Origin of the sequence: Sphingosinicella sp. CPCC 101087 (assembly GCF_004151485.1) — a bacterium.
Classification (GTDB): Bacteria; Pseudomonadota; Alphaproteobacteria; order Sphingomonadales; family Sphingomonadaceae; genus Allosphingosinicella.
In genome coordinates this window covers 17,607-39,458 of record NZ_SBFF01000006.1, presented here as the reverse complement: position 1 = coordinate 39,458, position 21,852 = coordinate 17,607, and the positions used below count along the sequence as shown (strand labels likewise).

The window sequence follows — 21,852 nt, the reverse complement described above, 5'->3', positions numbered from 1 at the left end:
ACGGCGCGAATTCCGTACAACCTGAAATCTGGAGACCGAGCGCCTCATGGCCGCACAGTACAGCTTCGTGATGAAAGGCCTCTCCAAGACCTTTCCCGGCGCCCCGAAGCCCGTCCTCAACAACGTCCACCTGCAATTCTATCCCGACGCGAAGATCGGCATCGTCGGTCCGAACGGTTCGGGAAAGTCGACCTTGATGAAGATCATGGCCGGCCGCGACAAGGAGTTTGTCGGAGAGGCTTGGCCGGGCGAGGGGATTCGCGTCGGCTATCTCGAGCAGGAGCCGCAGCTGGATCCGACCAAGACGGTGAAGGAGAACGTCATGGAAGCGGTCCGTCCGGTCGCGGACATGATGGATCGCTTCAATGCGATCAGCGCGATGATGGCCGATCCGCCCGAAGATAGCGATTTCGACGCGCTGATGAGCGAGATGGGCGAGCTCCAGGAGAAGATAGACGCCGTCGACGGGTGGACGCTCGACAACCAGCTCGAAATCGCGATGGATGCGCTTCGCTGCCCGCCGGGCGACAGCCCAGTCACCAACCTCTCGGGCGGCGAGAAGCGCCGAGTGGCGCTGACCCGGCTCCTGCTCGAGAAGCCCGACATCCTGCTGCTCGACGAGCCGACCAACCATCTCGACGCCGAGAGCGTCCAATGGCTCGAAAAGCATCTGATCGACTATCCCGGCAACGTCATCCTGGTCACCCACGACCGCTACTTCCTCGACAATGTGGTCAACTGGGTGCTGGAGCTCGATCGCGGCCGCTATTACATCTACGAGAGCAATTATTCCGGCTATCTCGAGAAGAAGGCCAAGCGCCTCGAGCAGGAGGAGCGCGAGGAAGCCGGCCGCCAGAAGGCGATCAACGACGAGCTGGAGTGGATCCGGCGATCCCCGAAGGCGCGACAGGCCAAGTCAAAGGCCCGCATCCGTGCCTTCGACGAACTGGTCGAGGCACAGGAGAATCGTACGCCCGGCAAGGCCCAGATCCTGATCCAGGTGCCTGAGCGGCTCGGCGGCAACGTCATCGACGTCAACGGCGTCACCAAGGCTTATGGCGACAAATTGCTGTTCGAGGACCTGACCTTCAGCCTCCCTCCGGGTGGCATCGTCGGCGTGATCGGCCCGAACGGTGCCGGCAAGACCACTCTGTTCCGGCTTATCACGGGCCAGGAGCAACCCGATGCCGGCGAGGTCAAGATCGGCCCGACCGTGCATCTCGGCTATGTCGATCAGTCGCGCGACCATCTGAGCCCCAACAAGAATGTATGGGAGGAGATTTCCGGCGGCGCCGACGTCTTTCGCTTTGGAAAGCATGAGCTTGGAACGCGAGCTTATGTCGGCGCCTTCAATTTCAAGGGACCCGATCAGCAGAAGAAGGTCGGGCAGCTCTCCGGCGGCGAGCGCAATCGCGTCCATCTCGCCAAGATGCTGAAGGAGGGCGGCAACGTCCTCCTGCTCGACGAGCCGACCAACGATCTCGACGTCGAGACCCTGCGTGCGCTCGAGGAGGCGCTCGAGAATTTCGCCGGCTGTGCCGTGATCATCAGCCACGACCGCTTCTTCCTCGACCGCCTGGCGACCCACATCCTCGCTTTCGAGGGCGACAGCCATGTCGAATGGTTCGAGGGCAACTTCCAGGATTACGAGGAAGACAAGCGCCGCCGCATGGGTCCGGAGGCGGACCGGCCGCATCGGATGACCTACAAGAAGCTGACTCGGTAGCGAGGAGGGCCGGAAATCAGCTGTCCCGGCCGCTTCCGACCAGCTCATATTCGTAGCGCACGAAACCCTTGAATCGCGCGACCTTGTCATAGAGCGAACGGGCCGTCCGATTGTCCTGCGCGGTTAGCCAATAGTACCGGCTCGCGCCCCGCGATCGGGCCGCGTCGGCCACGGCCTCGATGAGCGCCCGGGCGACGCCGCGGCCGCGCGCGTCCGGAGCGGTGAACAGGTCCTGCAGGTAGCAGGATTCGCCGAGCCAGACGGTGGGGTGAAACAGATAGTGGGCGATTCCGGCAAGCCGGCCGTCCACCTTGGCGCCGAGACCGTGCACGTCTCCGCCGGCCATCAGCCGGTCCCATGTGCGACGATAATCCTCGTCCGGGCGCGGATCGCGGTAGAAGTCCTTATAGCCGCGGGCCAAGACCTCCCACTCTGCGCAGTCGTCGGACCGGAGCGGAGCGACAATGACCATCGTTCAGGCCACGCTTCGAACGAAGACGCCGGCTTCCCGTCGCTCGACCTCGAATTCGGGAATCGACGCTATCAGGTCCGACAAGCGCGAAAAGCCGTAGGTGCGCGCATCGAAGGAGGAGCGGTTGCCGGCGCGTTGGCCGACTTCGGAAAGGCTCGCAAAGCCGTTCCCGTCCTGCTTGGAAGCGTCGATGGCGTCCCGCAACAGCTTGCGAAGGGCGCGGTCGACAGACACCGTCGGCCGCGTCTCGGCCGCGGCCGGAGCTTCGGTGGCGCCCCTCGACACCAGCGCGGAGACGTCGATGAAGCGGGTGCACGCTTCCTTGAAGGAAACGGGGGTCTTCTCGGTGCCGAAGCCATAGACCGGGACGCCGTCCTGTCGGATGCGCATCGCCAACGGCATGAAGTCGCTGTCGCTCGACATGATGCCGAAACCGTGGACGTGGCCGCGATAGAGCAGGTCCATGGCGTCGATCGTCATTTTCATGTCGGTCGCGCTCTTGCCCTTCGTAACGTCGAACTGCTGCTGCGGTTCGATCGCATGCAGATGGGTCATCGCGGCCCATCCTTTCAGCGCCGGCTTCTGCCAATTCCCGTAAGCGCGCCGGATATTCACGGTGCCGAGCTCGGCCAGGATGGTCAGTACCGGATCGAGGCTGTCGGGCGAGGCATTGTCGGCGTCGATGAGCAAGGCGACGTTGCGGCCGCGCAGCAAAGGGTCTTCGTTCATGCTCAGGCTTTAGCGTTCGAGCGGGGCGCTACCAATCCCGCTCTTTGCCGTGCCATTTTCAGGCGCAACTTCCGACGTGCCGGCCGCGTGACGCTCAGCGGAACAGGCGGCGGGCCTTTTCCTCATATTCCAGCGCCATGTCGCTCAGGGTTTCGACGGTCCGAAGGTCGGTCACCGACTGGGCGAGGCGGCGGCAGCGTAGCGCCTGGGCCTGCAGCGCGGCCGCCTGTCGATGATCGGTGACGTCGATGAGGATGTTCACGGCTCCGATCAGCGTGCCGTCCGCATCGGTGACGGGCGACGGGTGAGGGGCGAACATGACGCGGCTGCCGTCCGGCCGCTCGGCCACGGCCACCACGCCGCGGATCCGGCGGCGCTGTTGGATGGCTTCCGCCATCGGGCAGTTCTCGTGAGGAAGAAAGGCGCCGCTTTCCGTGTAAAGGCGCCAGCTGACGCACCAACGGTCCTGCCCGGGTACCGGCGTGCGGCCCACGAAGTCGACACAGGCCCGGTTGAAGAAGGTGACCCAGCCGTCGGCATCGGTAACGTAAATCGGCGAGGAGAGCTCGTCGAGCAGCGCCTGCAGACCGGAGGAGCCGTCACGCAGCGCGGCCACTGTAAGGTCCGCTATTTCATCCGGCGTCGCGTGGGCGTGAACGCTATCGAGCTCGAGATCAGTCACTTTCAAGGCTTTCAGGACCCCCGTCTGGTCGGGAATTAACTCAGATCAGGCATCGAGGTTCCCTGCAGAAGCACGGAATGCTCGCTATCTAGTCCTGATGTCACGGCAGGGCGTCTCCGGAACTGCAAGGACGACTGCCGATTTTCTGAACCCGGAGTGCAAACGTCATGACTCGCCATTTGGTCCTCGCAATCTCTTTCGCCGCTCTCTCCACCGCGGCCTGCGGCGACGGACGCCCGCCCTGGGCCGAGGGAGCGATGGTCCGCACCGAGCGTCCGGCCGGTCTGGGGCCGCAAGATCTTTCCAATTTCGGCCCGCGCCTCGTGGCGCTGCACAATCGCGAGCGCGCCGCCGTCGGCGCGCCGCCGCTGGTTTGGGATCCCGGGCTTGCCTCGGCGGCGGCCGCTTATGGACCGGCGCTGGCGCGGCGAGGCCGGCTGGCGCATTCGCCGCCGGAAAGCCGGCCGGGGCAGGGCGAGAATCTATGGATGGGGACGCGGGGCGCGTACAGCCTCGAAGAGATGATCGGGAGCTGGGCGGGAGAGAAGGCCTTGTTCACGCCCGGGAGTTTTCCGGACGTCAGCCGCAGCGGTCATTGGAGCGATGTCGCCCATTACACGCAGATGATCTGGGCCGCATCGACCCGGATCGGTTGCGCCCTTCATCATTCGCGCCGCTGGGACTTCCTGATCTGCCGTTACGCGCCGCCCGGCAATGTCGTCGGTCAGCGCGTACCCTGAGCTTCTCCGGAAGTCCGTGCCAATTTCCTCTTGTCCGGCCGGCTTCAACCCGCTGAAGGTGGCGCTGCGAACCAAGCGGGAGGGGTCCGGTGGCAAGATGGAATGCGCGCAAGGTGCTGGTGTCCGAGGAGGACCTGGCGCCGGAGCATCGGCTGAAGCGCTCGCTCGGCTGGCCCCATCTGATCGCGCTCGGTGTCGGGGCGATCGTCGGCACCGGCATCCTGACGCTGATCGGTGTGGGGGCCGCCAAGGCGGGTCCGTCGGTGATACTCTCTTTTGCCATTGCCGGGATCATCTGCGCCGCGGCGGCGCTCGCTTATGCGGAGATGGCGACGATGATCCCCGCCTCGGGAAGCGCCTATACCTACACCTATGTCGTGCTGGGCGAGTTGCTCGCCTGGTTCGTCGGCTGGAGCCTGATCCTCGAATATTCGCTGGTGGTGAGCGCAGTCGCGGTCGGCTGGTCGGGCTATGCCGCGCCCTTGCTCCATGACTGGCTGGGCTTTCCCATGGCGCTCGCCCAGGGACCGGAACTGGGCGGGATCGTCAACCTGCCCGCTATCTTCATCATCGCCGTCATCGCTGGCCTGCTCATCTACGGGGTGCGCGAGAGCGCTAATTTCAACGCGCTCCTGGTCATCGTGAAGATCGTCGCCCTGATCGTCTTCGTCGCGGTCGCCTTGCCTTATTTCAACCCGGACAATTTCGATCCGTTCATGCCTTTCGGCTTCGGCAAGAGCGGCCCGCCCGGCGCGGAAGTCGGCGTGATGGCCGCCGCCGCGATCATCTTCTTCGCCTTTTACGGGTTCGACGCGATCGCCACCGCAGCCGAAGAGACGAAGAATCCGGAGCGCGATCTTTCGATCGGAATCGTTGGATCGATGGTCGCCTGCGTCCTCATCTACATGGCGGTGGCGGCGGCGGCGATCGGCGCGCTCGCTTATATCCGCTTCGCCGACAGCCCCGAGCCGCTCGCCTTGATACTTCGCGAGATCGGGCAGCCGGGGGCCGCTCGCTACCTCGCCGCTTCGGCGGTGATCGCGCTGCCGACCGTCATTCTCGCTTTCTTCTACGGCCAGAGCCGGATCTTCTTCGTCATGGCGCGTGACGGGCTGCTCCCGCCGACTCTTGCGCGCGTGTCGGGGCGCGGCTCGCCGGTACGGATCACCCTGTTCACCGGTGTGATCGTCGCCTTCCTCGCGGGCGTGGTGCCGCTCGCGGAGCTGGCGGCGCTCGCCAATGCTGGAACGCTTACGGCCTTCGTCGCCGTTGCGATATGCATGCTGGTGATGCGGCGGCGCGCTCCGGACGCGCCGCGCGCCTTCCGCACGCCCTGGCCTTGGGCGGTCGGCCTGCTTGCGATTCTCGGTTGCCTCTATCTGTTCTACAGCCTGCCGCAGCGCACGCAGCTCTGGTTCCTGGGTGCCCACCTGATCGGTTTTGCGATTTACTTCCTCTACGGCGCGCGGCGCAGCGTCGCGGGGAGCGCGGTCTGATGTGGCGCTGGCTGCTCTGCGTTTTGCTTGGCATGCATGGCGGTTCCGCTCTCGCGCAATCCGCGGATAGGGTCCCGGTGCGGGTAGCGCTGGAGACCAGCGCCGGAACCATCGTCATCGAGGTCGATCCGGCGCGCGCGCCGATAACCTCGGCGAACTTCCTGCGCTATGTCGATGCGCAGCGCCTCGATGGAATGGAATTCTACCGCGCCATGCGCACCGGCGAGGGCGCGGGGCTGGTTCAAGGTGGCGTGCGCGACGGCAACAAGCTCTTTCCGCCCATCGCGCATGAGCCGACGAGCCAGACCGGACTAAGTCACGTCGATGGCGCGGTCTCGGTGCCGCGCTTCGCGCCGGGCACCGCTCAGGGCGACTTCACCATCATGGTCGGCGACCAGCTATACCTGGACGCGGGCCCTGGATCGGGTGGGGATGGGCTCGGCTACGCGGTGTTCGGCCGGGTGGTCGAAGGGATGGACGTGGTTCGCCGGATCCTGGAATCGCCGACTTCGCCGACGGAGGGCGAGGGCGTGATGCGTGGCCAGATGCTCGATCCCCGCATCCGCATCGTCACCGCACGACGCCAGCCATAGCCTTTGCCCGCCTCAGACGGGGACGAATTCCCCGTTCGCGGGATCGAGGACGTGCAGGATCCCGTTGTCGATGGCGAAATAGGCTCCGTGCAGGCTGAGCCGCTTGGTCTCCTCACGTTCGCGTACCCATGGAAATGTCCTCAGGTTCGTGAGAGATAGGCGGACGCCTTCAAGTTCCATCTCAAGGAACGCTTGGCGGTCCAGGCTGGGATGGCGCGAACGGATCGATTCGCGGGCGGCGCTCAGCATGCCGATCCAGTGCGCGATGAACTGGCCCTCGCCGTGTCCCGCATGGTCGAACTGTCCGGTCAGGGCCGCCGCGCAACCGCCGCAGAAGCCGTGGCCCATCACCACCACGTCCTCGACTTCGAGCTGCGTGACGGCGAACTCCAGCGCGGCGGAGACGCCGTGATAGGCGCTGTCCGTCTCGAACGGAGGCACGAGGTTTGCGACGTTCCGGACGACGAAGATCTCTCCGGGCCGGGCGTCGAAGATCTGGGCGGGATCGACCCGGCTGTCGGAACAGGCGATCACCATCACCTTCGGCCGCTGCCCCTCGGCCAGCTCGGCCCAGCGCTCTCGCTGCGCCGCCCAGCCCGACCGGCGGAAGCGGCGATAGCCTTCGATCAGCTCGTTGATATCTCCCGGCAAGCGCATTCTCCTCGGCAAGACTCGAGCCGCGGTTAGCCGGGGGAGGCGAGGGGTGGCAAGTGAGCCCCGACATCGCTATCTCGCCCACCATGAGCGAAGCCGATCCGATCTCCATACCCTCCGTCCCGGGACGGAGCGACGGGAGACAGCGAAAGCCGGACTGGATCCGGGTGAAGGCGCCGACGAGCGCGGGATTCATGGAGACGCGCAAGCTGATGCGGCGCCTCAACCTCGCCACGGTTTGCGAGGAGGCGGCCTGCCCGAACATCGGCGAGTGCTGGACCAAGAAGCACGCCACCGTGATGATCCTCGGCGACACCTGCACGCGGGCCTGTGCCTTCTGCAATGTGAAGACGGGGATGCCGCGCGCGGTGGACCCCTTGGAGCCGGAGCATGTCGCCGTCGCGGCGGCCGAGCTCGGGCTCAGCCACATCGTAGTGACCTCGGTCGATCGTGACGATCTTCCCGACGGGGGAGCGATGCAATTCGTGCGGGTGATCGAGGCGCTACGCCGCAACGCCCCTGGGACGACGATCGAGATCCTCACTCCCGATTTCCGCAACAAGTCCGAGGCGGCGGTCGAGAAGATCGTCGCGGCGCGGCCGGACGTCTACAATCATAATCTCGAGACGGTCCCGCGGCTCTATCCGACCATCCGCCCCGGCGCCCGCTACTATGCATCGCTGCGCCTGCTCGAAAGCGTCAAGCGCCACGACCCGACCATCTTTACAAAATCCGGCCTGATGGCGGGGCTGGGCGAGGAAAGGCTCGAAGTCCATCAGGTCATGGACGACATGCGATCGGCCGACGTCGACTTCCTGACCATGGGCCAGTATCTCCAGCCGACGCCGCGGCATGCGAGCGTCCAGGAATTCGTCACGCCGCAGGCTTTCGCCGCTTATGCCGCGATCGCCCGCGCCAAGGGCTTCCTTCTGGTCGCCGCCAGCCCGCTTACCCGCTCCAGCTATCATGCCGGCGACGATTTCGCGAAGCTCAAGGCGGCGCGAGAGGCGAAACTGGCGACCACTTCTTAGGCGTTTCATGCCCCGTCATACCGAGCGAAGGAACCTGCCCTACACGCCCGAGCAATTGTTCGATCTGGTGGCGGACGTGAAGAGCTATCCGGAATTCCTCCCGTGGGTCGCCGCCGTCCGAGTGCGGTCCGACAACGAGACCGAGATGGTCGCCGATCTCGCCGTAGGCTTCCGCGCGCTCAAGGAGACCTTCACGTCGAAGGTCCACAAGCGCCGGCCCGAAGAGATTGAGATCGACTATATCGAGGGCCCGCTCAAATATCTCCACAACAACTGGAAGTTCGTTCCGGACGGCAAGGGCGGCTCCAGCGTCGATTTCTGCGTCGATTTCGCCTTCCGCAGCCGTATCTTCGAGGCGCTGGCGGGGCAGATGTTCGATCGGGCGCTACGCCGGATGATCGGCGCGTTCGAGGAACGCGCCCATGACCTCTACGGCGCCGGCGCGTCGGGCACGGGGAGCAGCAATTCGAGCGCGCAGAGCGCGGCCTGAAGCCGCACTCCGGCGCGCCCAAGGTCGCCGAACTCCTTGCGGTCTGCGACAATCTCTTCCGGGTCCGAGTCCCGCTGCGCCCGCGCGAACACGACCGTGCCGACCGGCTTCTTCTCGGAACCGCCGCCCGGCCCGGCCACGCCGGTGATCGCTACCGCGACGTCGGCGCCCGTGCGGGCGATCACGCCCTGCGCCATCGCCCAGGCGGTCGCGACCGAAACGCTGCCGAACGTCGCGATCACCTCCTGGCTGACTCCGAGCAGGTGAATCTTCGATTCGTTGGAATAAGTGACGAACCCGCTGTCGAAGACGTCGGAACTGCCTGCGATCTCGGTCAGCGCCGCCGCCACGAGGCCGCCGGTGCAGCTTTCGGCTACCGCTATCGTGCGCCCTGCGGCGCGGTTTTCCTCGATCACGCGCCGGGCCAGATCGTCCAGCTCGGCGGGAAGGATGAAGTCGCGATTGTCGCTCATGACGCCTCCGGGAGACTGATCGTGGCGACCGCCTGAGCGGCCATTCCCTCGCCGCGGCCGGTGAATCCGAGCCGTTCCGTCGTCGTCGCCTTGACGCTAACCGACCCGAGCGGCAGCCGCAACAAGTCGGCGATCCGCCGGCGCATCGCCTCCCTGTAAGGGCCGACGCGCGGCGCTTCGCTGACGATGGTCCCATCGACATGATCGATGCGGCCGCCCGCCCGTTCGACGAGGTCGCGGGCCCGTTCCAGGAAAAGGGCCGACGGCGCGCCTCGCCATTGCGGGTCGCTTGGCGGAAAATGGTCGCCAATGTCGCCGGCGCCGATCGCGCCGAGCAGGGCATCGGTAAGGGCATGAAGCAGGACGTCGGCGTCGCTGTGACCGATGAGGCCTCGATCGTGGGGCACGTGCACGCCGCCGAGCCAGACGCCGTCGCCAGGCCCGAAGGCATGGACATCGAAGCCGAGGCCGGTCCGGCTGGTCATGCGCGCGCCCAGCCTCGCCTCCGCCCGCACGAAGTCGGATTCGTAGGTCAGCTTCTCGAGCATCGAATCTCCGTCCACCGTCGCGACGGCGCTTCCGGCCGCGCGTGCCATTTGGGCGTCGTCGGTCGGTTCGGGTCCATTCCAGCTCTCATGCGCCTCAAAGATTTCGGCAAAGCGAAAGGCTTGTGGCGTCTGCACCCGCACCAGGCCCTCGCGCGGGACGCTGTGCCCCAACCTCCCGTCCGCCGCGGCGAGCGTGTCGACCACGGGCAGCACCGGTACCGCGCCGCCATGACTTTCCAGCGCGCCGAGCAGTCGGTCGATCACCGGGGGCGGGAGGAAGGGCCGGGCGGCGTCATGGATCAGCACCTGGCTCGCGCCGCCCTCGGCCGCGACGGCCGCGAGGCCATTACGCACCGATAGTCGGCGAGTCTCGCCGCCGATGACGGGGTGGGGGAGGGCGAGGGCGCCGATCGCTTCCCGATAGAATGCCTCGTGGCCGGTCCCGATCACGACTTTGATCTCGTCGATGCGCGGATGTCGCAGATGGGCGACGGCGTGAGCCAGCACCGCCTTGCCGGCGAGGCGCCGATACTGCTTGGGCAGGACCCCGCCGCCGACGCGGCTGCCGCTGCCGGCCGCCACGACCAGGGCTACGATCCTTCCCGGCGCGTCCATGACGGGGCTGGTAGCGGAGGGCGAGCTTGCCCGCCAGCACCATCCACCTTATCTCGCCCTTTCCATGAGCCGCCTGACACCCATCGACATCGGCCCGGTCCGAATCCAGACGCCTGTCATCCTCGCGCCGATGACCGGAGTCACCGACATGCCGTTCCGGCGGATCGTCAAGCGCTACGGCGCTGGCCTGACCGTCACCGAGATGATCGCCAGCCAGGCGGCGATCCGCGAGACGCGCCAGTCGCTCCAGAAGGCGGCCTGGGATCCGTCCGAGGAGCCGGTGTCGATGCAGCTCGCCGGCTGCTCGCCGGTCGAGATGGCGGAGGCGGCGAAGCTCAACCAGGACCGCGGCGCGGCGATCATCGACATCAACATGGGCTGCCCGGTCAAGAAGGTGGTCAATGGCGACGCGGGATCGGCGCTGATGCGCGACCTGGATCTTGCCGCGAGGATCATCGACGCGACGGTGAAGGCGGTCGATGTGCCCGTAACCCTCAAGATGCGGATGGGTTGGGACCATGCGTCCCTGAATGCGCCCGAACTCGCGCGGATCGCGGAGGATCTCGGCATCCGGATGATCACCGTCCATGGCCGCACGCGCTGCCAGATGTACAAGGGCGAGGCCGACTGGCGCTTCATCCGCAAGGTGAAGGAGGCCGTGAACCTTCCGGTGATAGCCAATGGCGACATCGAGTCGATCGAGGACGCCGAGACTGCGCTCGACCAGTCGGGTGCGGACGGCGTCATGATCGGCCGCGGTGCCTATGGCCGACCCTGGTTGCTGCGCCAGGTGATGCATTGGCTCGCGACCGGCGTTTGCCTTCCGGACCCGAGCCTGGAAGAGCAATATGCCGTTATCCTGGAACAATATGAGGCGATGCTCGCGCTCTACGGCCCGGTGATCGGCGTCAACTGCGCCCGCAAGCATATCGGCTGGTATACGAAGGGCCTGCACGGATCGGCCGAGTTCCGCAACGCCTTCAACAAGGAAGCCGATCCTGTGCGGGCCAAGGCGATGCTGCGCGAATTCTACGCGCCTTGGCTGAGCCGCGCCGCCGCCTGAAAATCGGGAGCGTCCCCGGCAGGCACGGCCGCGCCGTGGGCCGGTCTCCAGCGGAGACTTCTCGAGCGTTTCGGAGACGGATCCGGCCCGAATTGCGGCAGACGACCCCATTCACTGTGTTCTTTGCGCCACATTGTTGTGCTAGAGCCGCAGGGTGAATGCCGAAGCAGCGATCCCTGTCGATTCCCGGCCGCGGTGGCGGCGACGCCTGTCGGTGATCCTGCGACGAAGCGGCGTCATCCCTCTCGTCGAGGTCGGCGCCATCGCGGCGCTCATCGCCACCGCCGTGGTCAGCTATTTGATCCTCTCTGGCTACAGCGAAGCCGAGGAGCTCCTGACGCCACCGATGGTGGCCGGGCTTCTCGTGGCCAACCTCGTGCCGGCCACCGCCCTCATGGTGTTGATCGCCCGCAGGGTGGCGATGCGGCGCGCGACCCGCTCGCCCATGGGGGGCAGGGGAGGCCTGCACGTTCGCCTGGTCGCCCTCTTCTCGGTGCTCGCGACCGTGCCGACCCTGCTCGTGGTCATCTTCGCGTCCTTCCTGTTTCAGAGCGGCACGGCCTTCTGGTTCTCCGACCGGGCACGAGGCATGCTCGAAAATGCCTCGACGATCGCGCAGGAAAGCTATCAGCAGGAGCTCGATCGAGTCGACCGAGAGACGCTCACCATGGCGTCCGATCTTGCCGCATTCCTTTCCGAATATCCGGCCGACAGCCTGGAATTCACCGAATTCTTCGCCCGCCAGGTCTATTACCGCAACCTGTCCGAAGCGATCCTCATGCGGGTGACGCCGGAGCATGGCGTCCAGTCGCTCGCTTTGGTCGATCCCTACGAGCGATCGCTGGAGAATGCGGTCCGGCCGGAGATACTCGGCCGCCTCGCCGGCGATCGGCCCAGCGTCGCCTTCCAGGACGACGACCGGATCGGCGCGGTCACGCGCTTTCCCGCCGGCAGCGACACCTATCTCTACGCGGCGCGCGTGTTCGAGCCCCAGCTGATCCAGCAGATCAACCGCGGCGCCGCCGTGCTCGAGGATTATCGCGCGCTGACGGAGCGTTCGCGCAACCTGCAGCTTCGATTCAATGCCATCCTGCTGCTCGTCTCGTTGCTGATCGTGGCGCTCGCCATCTGGATCGCGCTGAAGCTCGCCGACCGGCTCATCCGGCCGATCGGGGAACTGGTCGACGCGGCACGCCGGGTCGCCGCCGGCGATCTTTCCGCGCGCGTGCCCGCCTCGCTGGTTCGGGACGAAATCGGCACGCTCGGCGACGCCTTCAACCGTATGACCCGGCGCCTGGAGGAGCAGACCGGCGCCCTGGTCGCTGCCAATGCCCAGCTCGAAAGCCGCCGCGCCTTCACCGAAGCGGTTCTGGCCGGAGTCACGGCCGGCATCATCTCGGTCGACGACGACCATGTCGTCCGGCTGATCAACAGCTCGGCGGAGGCTTTGCTGAAGACCAGCGGGGAAAGCCCGGTCGGGCAGAAGCTGGCGGATTTGGCACCGGAACTCGACCGGCAGATCGCTGCGGACTCGCGCGAGGACGTCGTGCAGTTCGCCTCGCGTGGCGAGCCGCGCACGCTGGCCGTCAAGACGGTCAAGGTGAAGGGTGGCCATGTCCTGACTTTCGACGACATCACCGAGCAGTTGCTGGACCAGCGACGGGCTGCCTGGTCCGACGTCGCCCGGCGCATCGCCCACGAGATCAAGAATCCCCTGACCCCGATCCAGCTCGCCGCCGAACGGCTGCAGCGGCGCTATGCGACCGAGGTGACGTCAGACCCCTCGACCTTCGAGCGGCTGACCGGGACGATCGTCCGGCAGGTGGGGGACCTTCGCCGCATGGTCGACGAATTCTCGTCCTTCGCCCGCATGCCCAAGCCAGCCTTCCGCGAGGAGCCGGTGACCGAGATCGCCCGGCAGGCCCTGTTCCTGCACGAGGTCGCTCATCCGGAGATCCACTTCTCGCTCGACGTGCCCGATCCGTCACCCATGCTGGTCTGCGACCGCCGGCTGCTCGGCCAGGCCCTGACCAACGTGGTCAAGAACGGCGTCGAGGCGATCCAGCAGAAGCGTGACGAGCGAGGCGGCTCCGCGGCCCGTCTCGAAAACGGAGCCGGCGCTGCGGGAGAAGGGGAGGCTCCCGACCGCATCGCGATGAAAATATGCGAGACGGACCGCCGGATCGTCATCGAGGTGGCCGACACCGGCGTGGGCCTGCCGGCCGAGCGCGGCCGGCTGACCGAGCCCTACATGACTACCCGGGCCAAGGGCACCGGCCTGGGCCTCGCCATCGTGAAGAAGATTGTCGAGGAGCATTTCGGACAGATCGAGTTCGAGGACCGGCCTGGCGGCGGATCGCTGGTCCGGTTCCATTTCGACCAGGAGGCGCTCGGCCGGCTTGTCGGCGCCCATGGTCTCCATTCCGAAGAAAGCGTGGCGAGCGGCTGAACCTATGGCTTTGGACATTCTCATCGTTGACGACGAGCAGGACATTCGGGACCTCGTCTCGGGCGTTCTCGAGGACGAAGGCTTCTCGACCCGCACGGCAGCGGACAGCGACGGCGCGCTCCAGGCCTTGGCCGAGCGGCGGCCGTCGCTCGCCTTGCTGGATGTCTGGCTGCAGGGATCGCGGCTGGACGGACTCCAGCTGCTCGAGGAGATCAAGCGACGGGATCCGACGCTGCCGGTGCTGATCATCTCGGGCCATGGCAATCTGGATACCGCCGTGGCCGCGATCCGGCAGGGCGCGGTCGACTTCATCGAAAAGCCGTTCGAGGCAGGGCACCTCGTCCATCTGGTCACCCGTGCGACCGAGACCGATCGCCTGCGCCGCGAGAATGAGGCGCTCCGTCTGCAGGTCGGCAACGAAATGGAGCTGACCGGCTCGAGTGCGGCGATCAACAATGTCCGCGCGACCTTGAAGCGAGTCGCAGCGACCGGCAGCCGTGTGCTCATCTCCGGGCCCGCCGGTGTCGGCAAGGAAGTGGCGGCACGGCTGCTCCACAATTGGAGCCCGCGCGCGCGCGGGCCCTTCATCGTGGTCACCGCCGCGAGGATGACTCCCGAGCGGGTCGAGGAGGAGCTTTTCGGCGTGGAAGACGGGGGCGAGCTCGCCCGTCCCGGCATGCTGGAGCAGGCGCATGGCGGAACCCTGTTCCTGGACGAAATCGCCGACATGCCTTTGTCGACCCAGGGCAAGATCCTCCGGGTCCTGACAGATCAGAGCTTCACCCGGGTCCGCGGCCAGCGCACGGTCAAGGTGGACATGCGGGTCGTTTCCTCCACCGCGCGCGATCTGGGCGAGGAAATCGCTGCGGGTCGCTTCCGGGAGGATCTCTATTACCGGCTCAATGTCGTCCCGGTCCATCTCCCGGCGCTGGCCGAGCGGCGCGAGGACATTCCCGAACTCGTCATCCATTTTGCCGCCCGCTATGCCGCCGACCGCAGGGTGTCGACGCCGGAAGTTTCCGCCGACGCCATGGCGGCACTTCAGGCCTATGACTGGCCGGGCAACGTGCGCCAGCTCAGGAATGTGATCGAGCGGACCATCATTCTCGCGCCGGGAGAAAGGCTCGGTTCGATTGACATCGACATGCTGCCACCCGAAATACTGAGCGACCAGGCCCAGCTGACGCCGAGCGAGGCGGTGAAGGCAATCATGGGCACGCCGCTGCGCGAGGCGCGCGAGACGTTCGAGCGCGAATATCTGCGGGTGCAGATCCGCCGCTTCTCGGGCAACATCTCGCGGACCGCCAACTTCATCGGCATGGAACGGTCGGCGCTGCACCGCAAGCTGAAGGCGCTCGGCCTCGGCGAAACGCGCGGCGACGGCGGCGAGTAGGGAAGGGGGGCGACCCGCACGCCGCCGAAACGACCACGAACACGGCCTTGTCCGGATGGCATCGGGGCAAGGCGCGTGATATTGCAACAAGGGATCCGCATCAAAGCCGATCCGGGAGAATGAGAAATGGCCGAGAAGGTCAACAACCTCCAGGACATGTTTCTGAACACGCTCCGCCGGACCAAGACCCCGGTGACCATGTTCCTGGTCAAGGGCGTGAAGCTTCAGGGTATCATCACCTGGTTCGATAATTTCTCGGTGCTGCTGCGCCGGGACGGGCAGGCGCAGCTCATCTACAAGCACGCCATCTCGACGATCATGCCGGCCCAGCCGATCGACCTCAGCGACCTCCAGCAGGCTTTCGACGAGCAGCTCGAGAAGAAGAAGCCTGCCTTGCTCCAGGAAGTCTTCCTGTCGGCGGTGCGGCGCGCAGGCGAGCCGGTGACGATGTTCCTGGTGAATGGAGTCATGCTGCAGGGCGAGATCGCCGCCTTCGACCTGTTCTGCATGCTGCTCGAGCGGGAAGGCTTGTCCCAGCTCGTCTACAAGCATGCCATCTCGACGGTGCAGCCCGAGCGCCCGGTCAATCTGGCCGATGCCCAAGGCGAGGAGTCGAGCGCCTGAGCGTCTTCGATCGCGACGAAACGGAATTCGCCCGCGGCGCCCGTGCGGTCATAGCCCTCCCCGACTTCGGGCAGGGGGCGACGCGCGATGTCGAGGCGCGTCTCGACGAGGCCGCCGGCCTCGCCGAGGCGATCGGGATAAGGGTCGAAGACCGGCTCCCGCTGCGCATCCGCCAGCCGCGCCCGGCGACGCTTTTCGGGCCGGGCCAGGTCGAGCGGATTGCCGACGCGCTGCGCCAGGCCGAAGCCGAGTTGCTCATCGTCGACGGCGCGATCTCCCCGATCCAGCAGAAGAATCTGGAGGAGCGGACCAAGGCCAAGGTGATCGACCGGACCGGCCTCATCCTCGAGATATTCGGCGAACGTGCCGCGACCGCGGAGGGGCGCTTGCAGGTCGAGCTGGCGCATCTCGACTATCAAGCGGGCAGGCTGGTGCGTTCGTGGACCCATCTCGAGCGGCAGCGCGGCGGCTTCGGCTTCCTCGGCGGTCCGGGCGAAACCCAGATCGAGGCCGACCGGCGGCTGATCCGCGACCGGATGGCCAAGCTGCGCCGGGAGCTGGAGCAGGTATCGCGCACGCGGGCGCTGCATCGTTCCAGGCGCCAGCGCGCGCCCTGGCCGGTCGTTGCGCTGGTCGGCTACACCAATGCCGGCAAGTCGACCCTGTTCAACCGCCTCACCCGTGCCGAGGTGCTGGCCGAGGACCTTTTGTTCGCCACCTTGGATCCGACGATGCGGGAGATCGGCCTGCCCGGTCTCGACAAGGCGATCCTGTCGGACACGGTCGGTTTTATATCAGACCTTCCGACCCAGCTCGTCGCCGCATTTCGGGCGACGCTTGAGGAAGTGGTTTCGGCCGATCTCATCGTCCACGTCCGCGACATCTCCCATCCGGACAGCGAGGCGCAACAGGGCGATGTCGAGCAGGTGCTCGAAGAAATCGGCGCAGCCGGCGAGATCGGCGCGCCGATGATCGAGGCGTGGAACAAGATCGACCGGCTAGGACCGGAAGAGGCCCAGGCGGTTCGGGCCGAAGCGGGGAGGCGCGAGGACGTCGTGGTCCTCTCGGCGCTGACGGGGGCCGGGGTCGACGACCTGCTTGCCTGCGTCGCCGCCCATCTGCGCAAGGGCGCGCCGGTGCGCAGCATCACCATCCCGACGGGCGACGGCAGCGCGATAGCCTGGCTCCACGCCCATGGCGAGGTGCTGGAGCAGCATCAGGAAGGTCTCGAAACCCGCCTCGAGGTGCGACTGTCCGATGCCGACTGGTCGAGGTTCGAGGCGAGGCAGGCCGAGCGGGCATAGAGCGGCCCGATCGATCGACAATGACGAAAGCGCGTCAGACCAGCTTCTTGGCCTGCTGCCAAAGCGCCTCCAGTCCATCAATATCCATTTCATTCAAAGGTTTGTTGGCCAGTTCTTCCACTTTGCGGAAGCGTTGCTCGAACCGGGCCGTTGCTTCACGCAGCGCCGTCTCCGTATTAACGCCGAGGTGGCGGGCATAATTGACGACGGCAAACAGGAGGTCGCCGATCTCGGCGGCGCGCTCCTCGTCGCTTTCGGCGCGCTCGATCTCGCTTAGTTCTTCGTCGATCTTGAGGCGCGGGCCTTCGCTGTCGGGCCAGTCGAAGCCCACTCGGGCGGCGCGGCGCTGTACCTTCTCGGCGCGCTTCAAGGCGGGAAGGGCGAGGGCGACTCCGGCCAGCGCGCTCGGATCGGCATCGGCTTCGCGCTCGGCCGCCTTCAAGGTCTCCCAGCCCGGGCTCGCTGAAGCGTCGCCGAAGATGTGCGGATGGCGCCGGACCATCTTGGCGGCAATTGCCGTTATGACGTCACCAAGGTCGAAAGCGCCGCGTTCCTCGGCGATGCGCGCATGATAGACGACCTGGAGCTGGAGATCGCCGAGCTCGTCCTTCAGTGATCCCATGTCGCCGCGGCGGATTGCGTCGTCGACCTCATAGGCTTCCTCGATCGTGTACGGCGCGATCGTCTCGAAGGTCTGGACTCGGTCCCATTCGCAGCCGGTCGAGGGATCGCGCAGCCGCGCCATGATCTGGGCCAGCTCGGCCAAAGCTTCGCCAGCGGGGGCCTTCGGGGAATCATCCATCTGAAAGTCCGATAATATACATTATGTAAAATCCGGATTGATTCAAGGAAGGCGAACTCCCCCCGTCATGCCAGCGATCGGCGGCATCCAAGACGTCCCGACAACTCCAAGGCCGCGACTCCCATCACGAACGCATCACCAGGGTCCGGCCTTCGACGCTCCAACCGGACAAGGTCGACAGGAAATTCATGCCGATGACGTTCATGTCGCCGAATGCGTCCGAGATGTGCACGGCGACGTTCTGGCGCTCGATCGGCCCGATCTTCATCCGCTCCGCGCGGCCGCGATCGACCATGACGATACCATTGGCCGTGCGCACCATTGCCTGGAAGCCCGAGCTGGGCTCGATGCCGGCCCGTTCGGCCGCGTCGCGCGACAGGCTCGTCGTCGTGGCGCCGCTGTCGACCAGGAAGCGGACCGGCTCGCCATTTACTTCTGCGGTCACCCAGAAATGCCCGTCCGGCGCCTGGCGGATGCGGATCTCGCCCGGTGCGACCTGCGCGATCCCGCCGCGGGTCTCGACCAGCACGCGGTTTCCGAGCGCCAGGAACTCGTCCTTGAGGGTGAAGACGACGAAGGCGACGCTGAAGATGAGCACCCAGCCCACGAACATCTTGAGCCCTTGGGCGATCGGGATCCGGCGCACCACCAGGGCGCTGCCGACCAGCACAAGGACCCCAAGAAGATAAATCAAATGAACGGCTTGATCGCCGCTGCTCATAGCGAGACCTCAAGACCGTCATAGCCGGGCTCGACTCCGTCCGGAAGCTCCCTTGCCAAGGCGACGTAGTCCATGCTGTTGTCCATGTGGGTCAGTATAGCCCGGCGCGGCTGGATCAGGCCAATCCATTCCAGCGTCCGCTCGAGATGTGGGTGGGTCGGGTGCGGCCGCCGGCGAAGCGCATCGACGATCCACAGGTCGACCCCTTGGAACAGAGCGATCATCTCGTCCGTCAAATCGTTGCAATCGGTGGAATAGCCGATCGACCGCCCTCCCGCCTGGAATCGCAGGCCGGCGCTGGTGATCGCGCCGTGCGGCTGGTCGACGACTCCGACCTCGATCGGTCCGACGGTGAGGCGGTCGGCGAGAAGCTGTCCGGCGATCATCGCGGGATAACCTCCCCTGCCCTCGAAGGCATAAGTGAAGCGGTTCCGCAGCGCCTCGAGCGTCTGACGTCGCGCATGGCCCGGGATCGGCCCGCCGCGGGCGTGAAAGACGGCCCGAAGGTCGTCGAGGCCGTGGCAATGGTCGGCATGGTCATGCGTCCAGATCACGGCATCGAGTGCGCCGACCTCGGCGTCGAGCAGCTGCTCGCGAAGGTCCGGGCTGGTGTCGACCAGGATCCGCTTGCCAGCCTCTTCGACAAGGATCGAGACGCGGCGGCGGCGGTTGCGAGGCTCCGCCGGATCGCAGGAACCCCAGTCGTTGCCGACGCGCGGCACGCCGAATGACGTGCCGCAGCCGAGGAGACGGACCTTAATGACGGCCTCCGTCAGCGGGACGTGGCTCCGGCTTGCGGGCAAGGCCGCACCGGCCCATCCCGATGCGCTTCGCGCCCGGCAAGGCGCGTACCGCGCTGCTCATGCGGCCGCCTTCGTGAACAAGCGCCGGAAATTCTCGCTCGTCGCCTCGGCCAGCGTCTCCAGCCTTTCCCCCCTCAGCTCCGCCAGGAAGCGCGCGGTGTCGGCCACGAAGGCGGGCTCGCACGGCCTGCCGCGGTGGGGTACGGGCGCGAGGAACGGCGAGTCTGTCTCGATGAGCAGCCGGTCGAGCGGCAAGGCCCGGGCGGTCTCCTGCAGGTCGCGGGCATTCTTGAACGTGACGATGCCGGAGATCGAGATCGAGAAGCCGAGCTCCAGCATCTCGTCGGCAAAATCGGCGCTGCCGGTGAAGCAGTGGATAACGCCGGGGAAGGCTCCCTTCCCCATCTCCTCGCCGAGGATCGCGAGCGTGTCCTCTTCGGCGTCACGAGTGTGGACGATCAGCGGGAGGCCTGTTGCGCGCGACGCGGCGATATGGGCGCGGAAGCTCTCCTGCTGCCGCGCCCGGTCGCTATGGTCGTAATAATAATCGAGGCCCGTCTCGCCGATCGCGATCACCTTCGGGTGCTCGGCCCTGGCCACCAGGGTCTCGGCCTCGACGTCGGGATGGACGTCCGCCTCGTGCGGATGGATCCCGACCGACGCCATGACGTCGCTCTCGCGCTCGGCGGTGCCGATCACGGCATCCCATTCGCTTGCCCGGGTCGAAATGTTGAGCATCGCCGTCACGCCCGCGTCGCGCGCGCGGGCGAGCACCTGGGCCTGGTCCTCGACCAGGCCCTTATAGTTGAGATGGCAATGGCTATCGATGAACATGCTCGTTCGCCTGCTCCATGACACGCGCGAAGGATCGGAAGCTCAATCCTCGACGGGAAGCTCCAGCCTCGGGAATATGGGGGTCGGCGGCACCAGCCGAAAGGCCGAGGCGGCAAGCCGGTCGTAGCTGTCCGGATCCTCGAGCGCGGCAAAGTCGCGCTCGCCCTCCGGCACGCCCATCGCGTCGAGCAGGCGCGCCGACGATTCCGGCACGACCGGCGCAATGACGATCGCAAGGTCGCGGATGGCGACGTAGAGCGTCGCCAGCACCGCCTTCATCCGCTCCGGATCGCTCTTGCGCAGCGTCCAGGGCGCCTGGCTGTCGATATACTGGTTGCAGGCGAACACCGCCTTCAGCCAGCTCTCTATCCCCTGGGATAGCTGCAGCCCCTCGAAGTGGGCCGGCACGTCGCGTCGCGTGACCTCCGAAATCAGGGTGATGAGCGCTTCGTCGGCGGGATCTCCCTTGCCACCCACCGGTAGGATACCGTCGCAATTCTTTGCGATGAAAGACAAAGTGCGCTGTGCGAGATTGCCGAAGGTGTTCGCGAGGTCGGCATTCACCTTGGTGACGATCGCCTCGCCGCTATAGCTCCCGTCCTGTCCGAACGTGATTTCGCGCAATAGGAAATAACGAAGCGAATCGACGCCGAAGGCGCGCACCAGATCGTTGGGATCGACGACGTTGCCGACCGACTTGGACATCTTCTCGCCACGCGAAAGCAGCCACCCGTGGCCGAACACCTGCCGTGGAAGCGCAAGGCCGGCCGACATGAGGAAGGCCGGCCAGTAGACGGCGTGGAAGCGGACCACGTCCTTGCCGATGACATGGAGGTCGGCGGGCCAGAATTTGCGCCATTCTTCCGTATCATCGGGATAGCCGATGCCGGTGATGTAGTTGGTGAGCGCGTCCAGCCACACGTACATGACATGCTTGTCGCTGCCGGGCACCTTTACGCCCCAGTCGAAGCTGGTGCGCGATATGGAGAGATCGGAAAGCCCGCCTTCGACGAAGCGCATCACCTCGTTGCGCCGGGATTCCGGCCGGATGAAGTCCGGATGATCGCGATAATATGCGAGCAGGCGCTCCTGATAGGCGGAAAGCCGGAAGAACCAGCTCTCCTCGACCGTCCATTCGACGGCCGTGCCCTGGGGCGACAACCGTTCTCCATTGTCGCCCTCGACGAGCTCCTTTTCGTCATAATAAGCTTCGTCTCGAACCGAATACCAGCCTTCGTAACGGCCGAGATAGAGGTCGCCTTTGTCCGCCATCGCCTGCCAGATCGCCTGGCTGGCGCGATGATGGGCTGGCTCGGTGGTGCGGATGAAGCGATCGAACGAGATGTTGAGACTCTCATTCATCTCGCGGAAATAGCTCGACATCTGTTCGGCGAACTCGGCCGGACTTGTCCCCCGCTCGCGCGCTGCCTGGGCCATTTTCAGCCCATGCTCGTCGGTTCCGGTCAGGAAGAAGACGTCGCGGCCGCGCATCCGCTGGAAGCGGGCGATCGCGTCGGTGGCGATCGCCTCGTAGGCATGGCCGATATGCGGCCGCCCGTTCGGATAGCTGATCGCGGTCGTGATGTAGAAAGGGTCCGCCATGCCGGGCG

General features: G+C 65.9%; 22 protein-coding genes. 11 read left to right on the top strand and 11 right to left on the bottom strand.

Going from position 1 to position 21,852, the window contains the following annotated elements; all coding sequences use genetic code 11:
• Nucleotides 1–46: 46 nt before the first annotated feature.
• Nucleotides 47–1,726: an energy-dependent translational throttle protein EttA gene (gene ettA / locus EKM57_RS10385; protein WP_129792436.1), complete on the top strand. Its 1,680-nt coding sequence runs from the start codon at nucleotides 47–49 to the stop codon at nucleotides 1,724–1,726.
• A 16-nt stretch (nucleotides 1,727–1,742) separates the two neighbouring features.
• On the opposite strand, the gene EKM57_RS10380 is transcribed toward ettA, so the two are convergent.
• The 3 genes from EKM57_RS10380 to EKM57_RS10370 all read right to left on the bottom strand — a co-directional run bounded on the left by EKM57_RS10380 (nucleotide 1,743) and on the right by EKM57_RS10370 (nucleotide 3,609).
• Complete coding sequence (locus EKM57_RS10380; protein ID WP_129792435.1) at nucleotides 1,743–2,198, bottom strand: GNAT family N-acetyltransferase; 456 nt, start codon at nucleotides 2,196–2,198, stop codon at nucleotides 1,743–1,745.
• A 3-nt stretch (nucleotides 2,199–2,201) separates the two neighbouring features.
• Entirely contained in the window at nucleotides 2,202–2,927 is a 726-nt protein-coding gene (locus EKM57_RS10375; RefSeq protein ID WP_129792434.1) for an NYN domain-containing protein, read from the bottom strand.
• A 94-nt stretch (nucleotides 2,928–3,021) separates the two neighbouring features.
• Complete coding sequence (locus EKM57_RS10370; RefSeq protein WP_165357335.1) at nucleotides 3,022–3,609, bottom strand: PAS domain-containing protein; 588 nt, start codon at nucleotides 3,607–3,609, stop codon at nucleotides 3,022–3,024.
• Between the two features lie 167 nt (nucleotides 3,610–3,776).
• On the opposite strand from EKM57_RS10370, the gene EKM57_RS10365 reads away from it, so the two are divergent.
• The 3 genes from EKM57_RS10365 (at nucleotide 3,777) to EKM57_RS10355 (ending at nucleotide 6,438) form a co-directional block, all read left to right on the top strand.
• Complete coding sequence (locus tag EKM57_RS10365; RefSeq protein WP_129792432.1) at nucleotides 3,777–4,349, top strand: CAP domain-containing protein; 573 nt, start codon at nucleotides 3,777–3,779, stop codon at nucleotides 4,347–4,349.
• An 89-nt stretch (nucleotides 4,350–4,438) separates the two neighbouring features.
• Nucleotides 4,439–5,845 (top strand): amino acid permease, encoded by a 1,407-nt coding sequence (locus EKM57_RS10360; protein ID WP_371414133.1) that lies wholly within the window; start codon nucleotides 4,439–4,441, stop codon nucleotides 5,843–5,845.
• Complete coding sequence (locus EKM57_RS10355) at nucleotides 5,845–6,438, top strand: peptidylprolyl isomerase (protein ID WP_129792431.1); 594 nt, start codon at nucleotides 5,845–5,847, stop codon at nucleotides 6,436–6,438. The genes EKM57_RS10360 and EKM57_RS10355 overlap by 1 nt, the downstream gene beginning before the upstream one ends.
• Nucleotides 6,439–6,450: 12 nt before the next feature.
• Here EKM57_RS10355 and EKM57_RS10350 read toward each other — a convergent pair whose 3' ends face one another.
• Nucleotides 6,451–7,089, bottom strand: coding sequence for a carbonic anhydrase (locus EKM57_RS10350; protein WP_243450988.1), 639 nt, complete (start codon nucleotides 7,087–7,089; stop codon nucleotides 6,451–6,453).
• A gap of 89 nt (nucleotides 7,090–7,178) precedes the next feature.
• Between EKM57_RS10350 and lipA the strand changes: the two genes are divergently transcribed.
• Both lipA and EKM57_RS10340 read left to right on the top strand, forming a co-directional pair.
• Nucleotides 7,179–8,123, top strand: a complete 945-nt coding sequence (lipA, locus tag EKM57_RS10345; protein ID WP_129792429.1) for a lipoyl synthase — start codon at nucleotides 7,179–7,181, stop codon at nucleotides 8,121–8,123.
• Between the two features lie 7 nt (nucleotides 8,124–8,130).
• Nucleotides 8,131–8,613 carry a type II toxin-antitoxin system RatA family toxin gene (locus EKM57_RS10340; protein ID WP_129792428.1) on the top strand — a complete coding sequence of 161 codons (483 nt, stop codon included), beginning with the start codon at nucleotides 8,131–8,133 and terminating at the stop codon, nucleotides 8,611–8,613.
• Here the strand turns inward: EKM57_RS10340 and EKM57_RS10335 are convergent.
• Together EKM57_RS10335 and EKM57_RS10330 are read right to left on the bottom strand one after the other, a co-directional pair.
• Entirely contained in the window at nucleotides 8,553–9,086 is a 534-nt protein-coding gene (locus EKM57_RS10335; RefSeq protein WP_129792427.1) for a CinA family protein, read from the bottom strand. The genes EKM57_RS10340 and EKM57_RS10335 overlap by 61 nt on opposite strands.
• Nucleotides 9,083–10,249: a bifunctional 2-C-methyl-D-erythritol 4-phosphate cytidylyltransferase/2-C-methyl-D-erythritol 2,4-cyclodiphosphate synthase gene (locus tag EKM57_RS10330; RefSeq protein WP_129792426.1), complete on the bottom strand. Its 1,167-nt coding sequence runs from the start codon at nucleotides 10,247–10,249 to the stop codon at nucleotides 9,083–9,085. Before EKM57_RS10330 ends, EKM57_RS10335 begins: the two co-directional genes overlap by 4 nt.
• A gap of 64 nt (nucleotides 10,250–10,313) precedes the next feature.
• Between EKM57_RS10330 and dusB the strand changes: the two genes are divergently transcribed.
• The 5 genes from dusB (at nucleotide 10,314) to hflX (ending at nucleotide 17,082) form a co-directional block, all read left to right on the top strand.
• Nucleotides 10,314–11,312, top strand: a complete 999-nt coding sequence (gene dusB, locus EKM57_RS10325) for a tRNA dihydrouridine synthase DusB (protein WP_129792689.1) — start codon at nucleotides 10,314–10,316, stop codon at nucleotides 11,310–11,312.
• A gap of 214 nt (nucleotides 11,313–11,526) precedes the next feature.
• Complete coding sequence (locus EKM57_RS10320) at nucleotides 11,527–13,761, top strand: ATP-binding protein (RefSeq protein ID WP_243450987.1); 2,235 nt, start codon at nucleotides 11,527–11,529, stop codon at nucleotides 13,759–13,761.
• A gap of 4 nt (nucleotides 13,762–13,765) precedes the next feature.
• Complete coding sequence (locus EKM57_RS10315) at nucleotides 13,766–15,154, top strand: sigma-54 dependent transcriptional regulator (RefSeq protein WP_129792425.1); 1,389 nt, start codon at nucleotides 13,766–13,768, stop codon at nucleotides 15,152–15,154.
• A gap of 126 nt (nucleotides 15,155–15,280) precedes the next feature.
• Nucleotides 15,281–15,778, top strand: coding sequence for an RNA chaperone Hfq (hfq, locus tag EKM57_RS10310; RefSeq protein WP_129792424.1), 498 nt, complete (start codon nucleotides 15,281–15,283; stop codon nucleotides 15,776–15,778).
• Nucleotides 15,775–17,082: a GTPase HflX gene (gene hflX, locus EKM57_RS10305; RefSeq protein WP_129792423.1), complete on the top strand. Its 1,308-nt coding sequence runs from the start codon at nucleotides 15,775–15,777 to the stop codon at nucleotides 17,080–17,082. The genes hfq and hflX overlap by 4 nt, the downstream gene beginning before the upstream one ends.
• Before the next feature lie 34 nt (nucleotides 17,083–17,116).
• Here hflX and mazG read toward each other — a convergent pair whose 3' ends face one another.
• The 5 genes from mazG to metG form a co-directional block, all read right to left on the bottom strand.
• Nucleotides 17,117–17,884: a nucleoside triphosphate pyrophosphohydrolase gene (gene mazG, locus EKM57_RS10300; RefSeq protein ID WP_129792422.1), complete on the bottom strand. Its 768-nt coding sequence runs from the start codon at nucleotides 17,882–17,884 to the stop codon at nucleotides 17,117–17,119.
• A 124-nt stretch (nucleotides 17,885–18,008) separates the two neighbouring features.
• Complete coding sequence (locus tag EKM57_RS10295; protein ID WP_243450986.1) at nucleotides 18,009–18,578, bottom strand: TIGR02281 family clan AA aspartic protease; 570 nt, start codon at nucleotides 18,576–18,578, stop codon at nucleotides 18,009–18,011.
• Nucleotides 18,579–18,601: 23 nt separating this feature from the next.
• Entirely contained in the window at nucleotides 18,602–19,366 is a 765-nt protein-coding gene (locus EKM57_RS10290) for an MBL fold metallo-hydrolase (protein WP_129792687.1), read from the bottom strand.
• Between the two features lie 99 nt (nucleotides 19,367–19,465).
• On the bottom strand, nucleotides 19,466–20,242 hold the full coding sequence (locus EKM57_RS10285; RefSeq protein WP_129792420.1) for a TatD family hydrolase: 777 nt from the start codon (nucleotides 20,240–20,242) through the stop codon (nucleotides 19,466–19,468).
• A 42-nt stretch (nucleotides 20,243–20,284) separates the two neighbouring features.
• A complete protein-coding gene (gene metG, locus EKM57_RS10280) occupies nucleotides 20,285–21,844 on the bottom strand; it encodes a methionine--tRNA ligase (RefSeq protein WP_129792419.1) in 1,560 nt (519 codons plus the stop codon).
• Nucleotides 21,845–21,852: the final 8 nt, after the last annotated feature.

Bases quoted from the DNA above. Each gene is read 5' to 3' on its own strand.
- hfq (WP_129792424.1), top strand. From the start codon at position 15,281: ATGGCCGAGAAGGTCAACAACCTCCAGGACATGTTTCTGAACACGCTC.
- ettA (WP_129792436.1), top strand. From the start codon at position 47: ATGGCCGCACAGTACAGCTTCGTGATGAAAGGCCTCTCCAAGACCTTT.
- EKM57_RS10285 (WP_129792420.1), bottom strand. From the start codon at position 20,242: ATGTTCATCGATAGCCATTGCCATCTCAACTATAAGGGCCTGGTCGAG.
- EKM57_RS10365 (WP_129792432.1), top strand. From the start codon at position 3,777: ATGACTCGCCATTTGGTCCTCGCAATCTCTTTCGCCGCTCTCTCCACC.
- mazG (WP_129792422.1), bottom strand. From the start codon at position 17,884: ATGGATGATTCCCCGAAGGCCCCCGCTGGCGAAGCTTTGGCCGAGCTG.
- EKM57_RS10375 (WP_129792434.1), bottom strand. From the start codon at position 2,927: ATGAACGAAGACCCTTTGCTGCGCGGCCGCAACGTCGCCTTGCTCATC.
- metG (WP_129792419.1), bottom strand. From the start codon at position 21,844: ATGGCGGACCCTTTCTACATCACGACCGCGATCAGCTATCCGAACGGG.
- lipA (WP_129792429.1), top strand. From the start codon at position 7,179: ATGAGCGAAGCCGATCCGATCTCCATACCCTCCGTCCCGGGACGGAGC.
- EKM57_RS10355 (WP_129792431.1), top strand. From the start codon at position 5,845: ATGTGGCGCTGGCTGCTCTGCGTTTTGCTTGGCATGCATGGCGGTTCC.
- EKM57_RS10380 (WP_129792435.1), bottom strand. From the start codon at position 2,198: ATGGTCATTGTCGCTCCGCTCCGGTCCGACGACTGCGCAGAGTGGGAG.
- EKM57_RS10315 (WP_129792425.1), top strand. From the start codon at position 13,766: ATGGCTTTGGACATTCTCATCGTTGACGACGAGCAGGACATTCGGGAC.
- EKM57_RS10330 (WP_129792426.1), bottom strand. From the start codon at position 10,249: ATGGACGCGCCGGGAAGGATCGTAGCCCTGGTCGTGGCGGCCGGCAGC.
- EKM57_RS10340 (WP_129792428.1), top strand. From the start codon at position 8,131: ATGCCCCGTCATACCGAGCGAAGGAACCTGCCCTACACGCCCGAGCAA.
- dusB (WP_129792689.1), top strand. From the start codon at position 10,314: ATGAGCCGCCTGACACCCATCGACATCGGCCCGGTCCGAATCCAGACG.
- EKM57_RS10335 (WP_129792427.1), bottom strand. From the start codon at position 9,086: ATGAGCGACAATCGCGACTTCATCCTTCCCGCCGAGCTGGACGATCTG.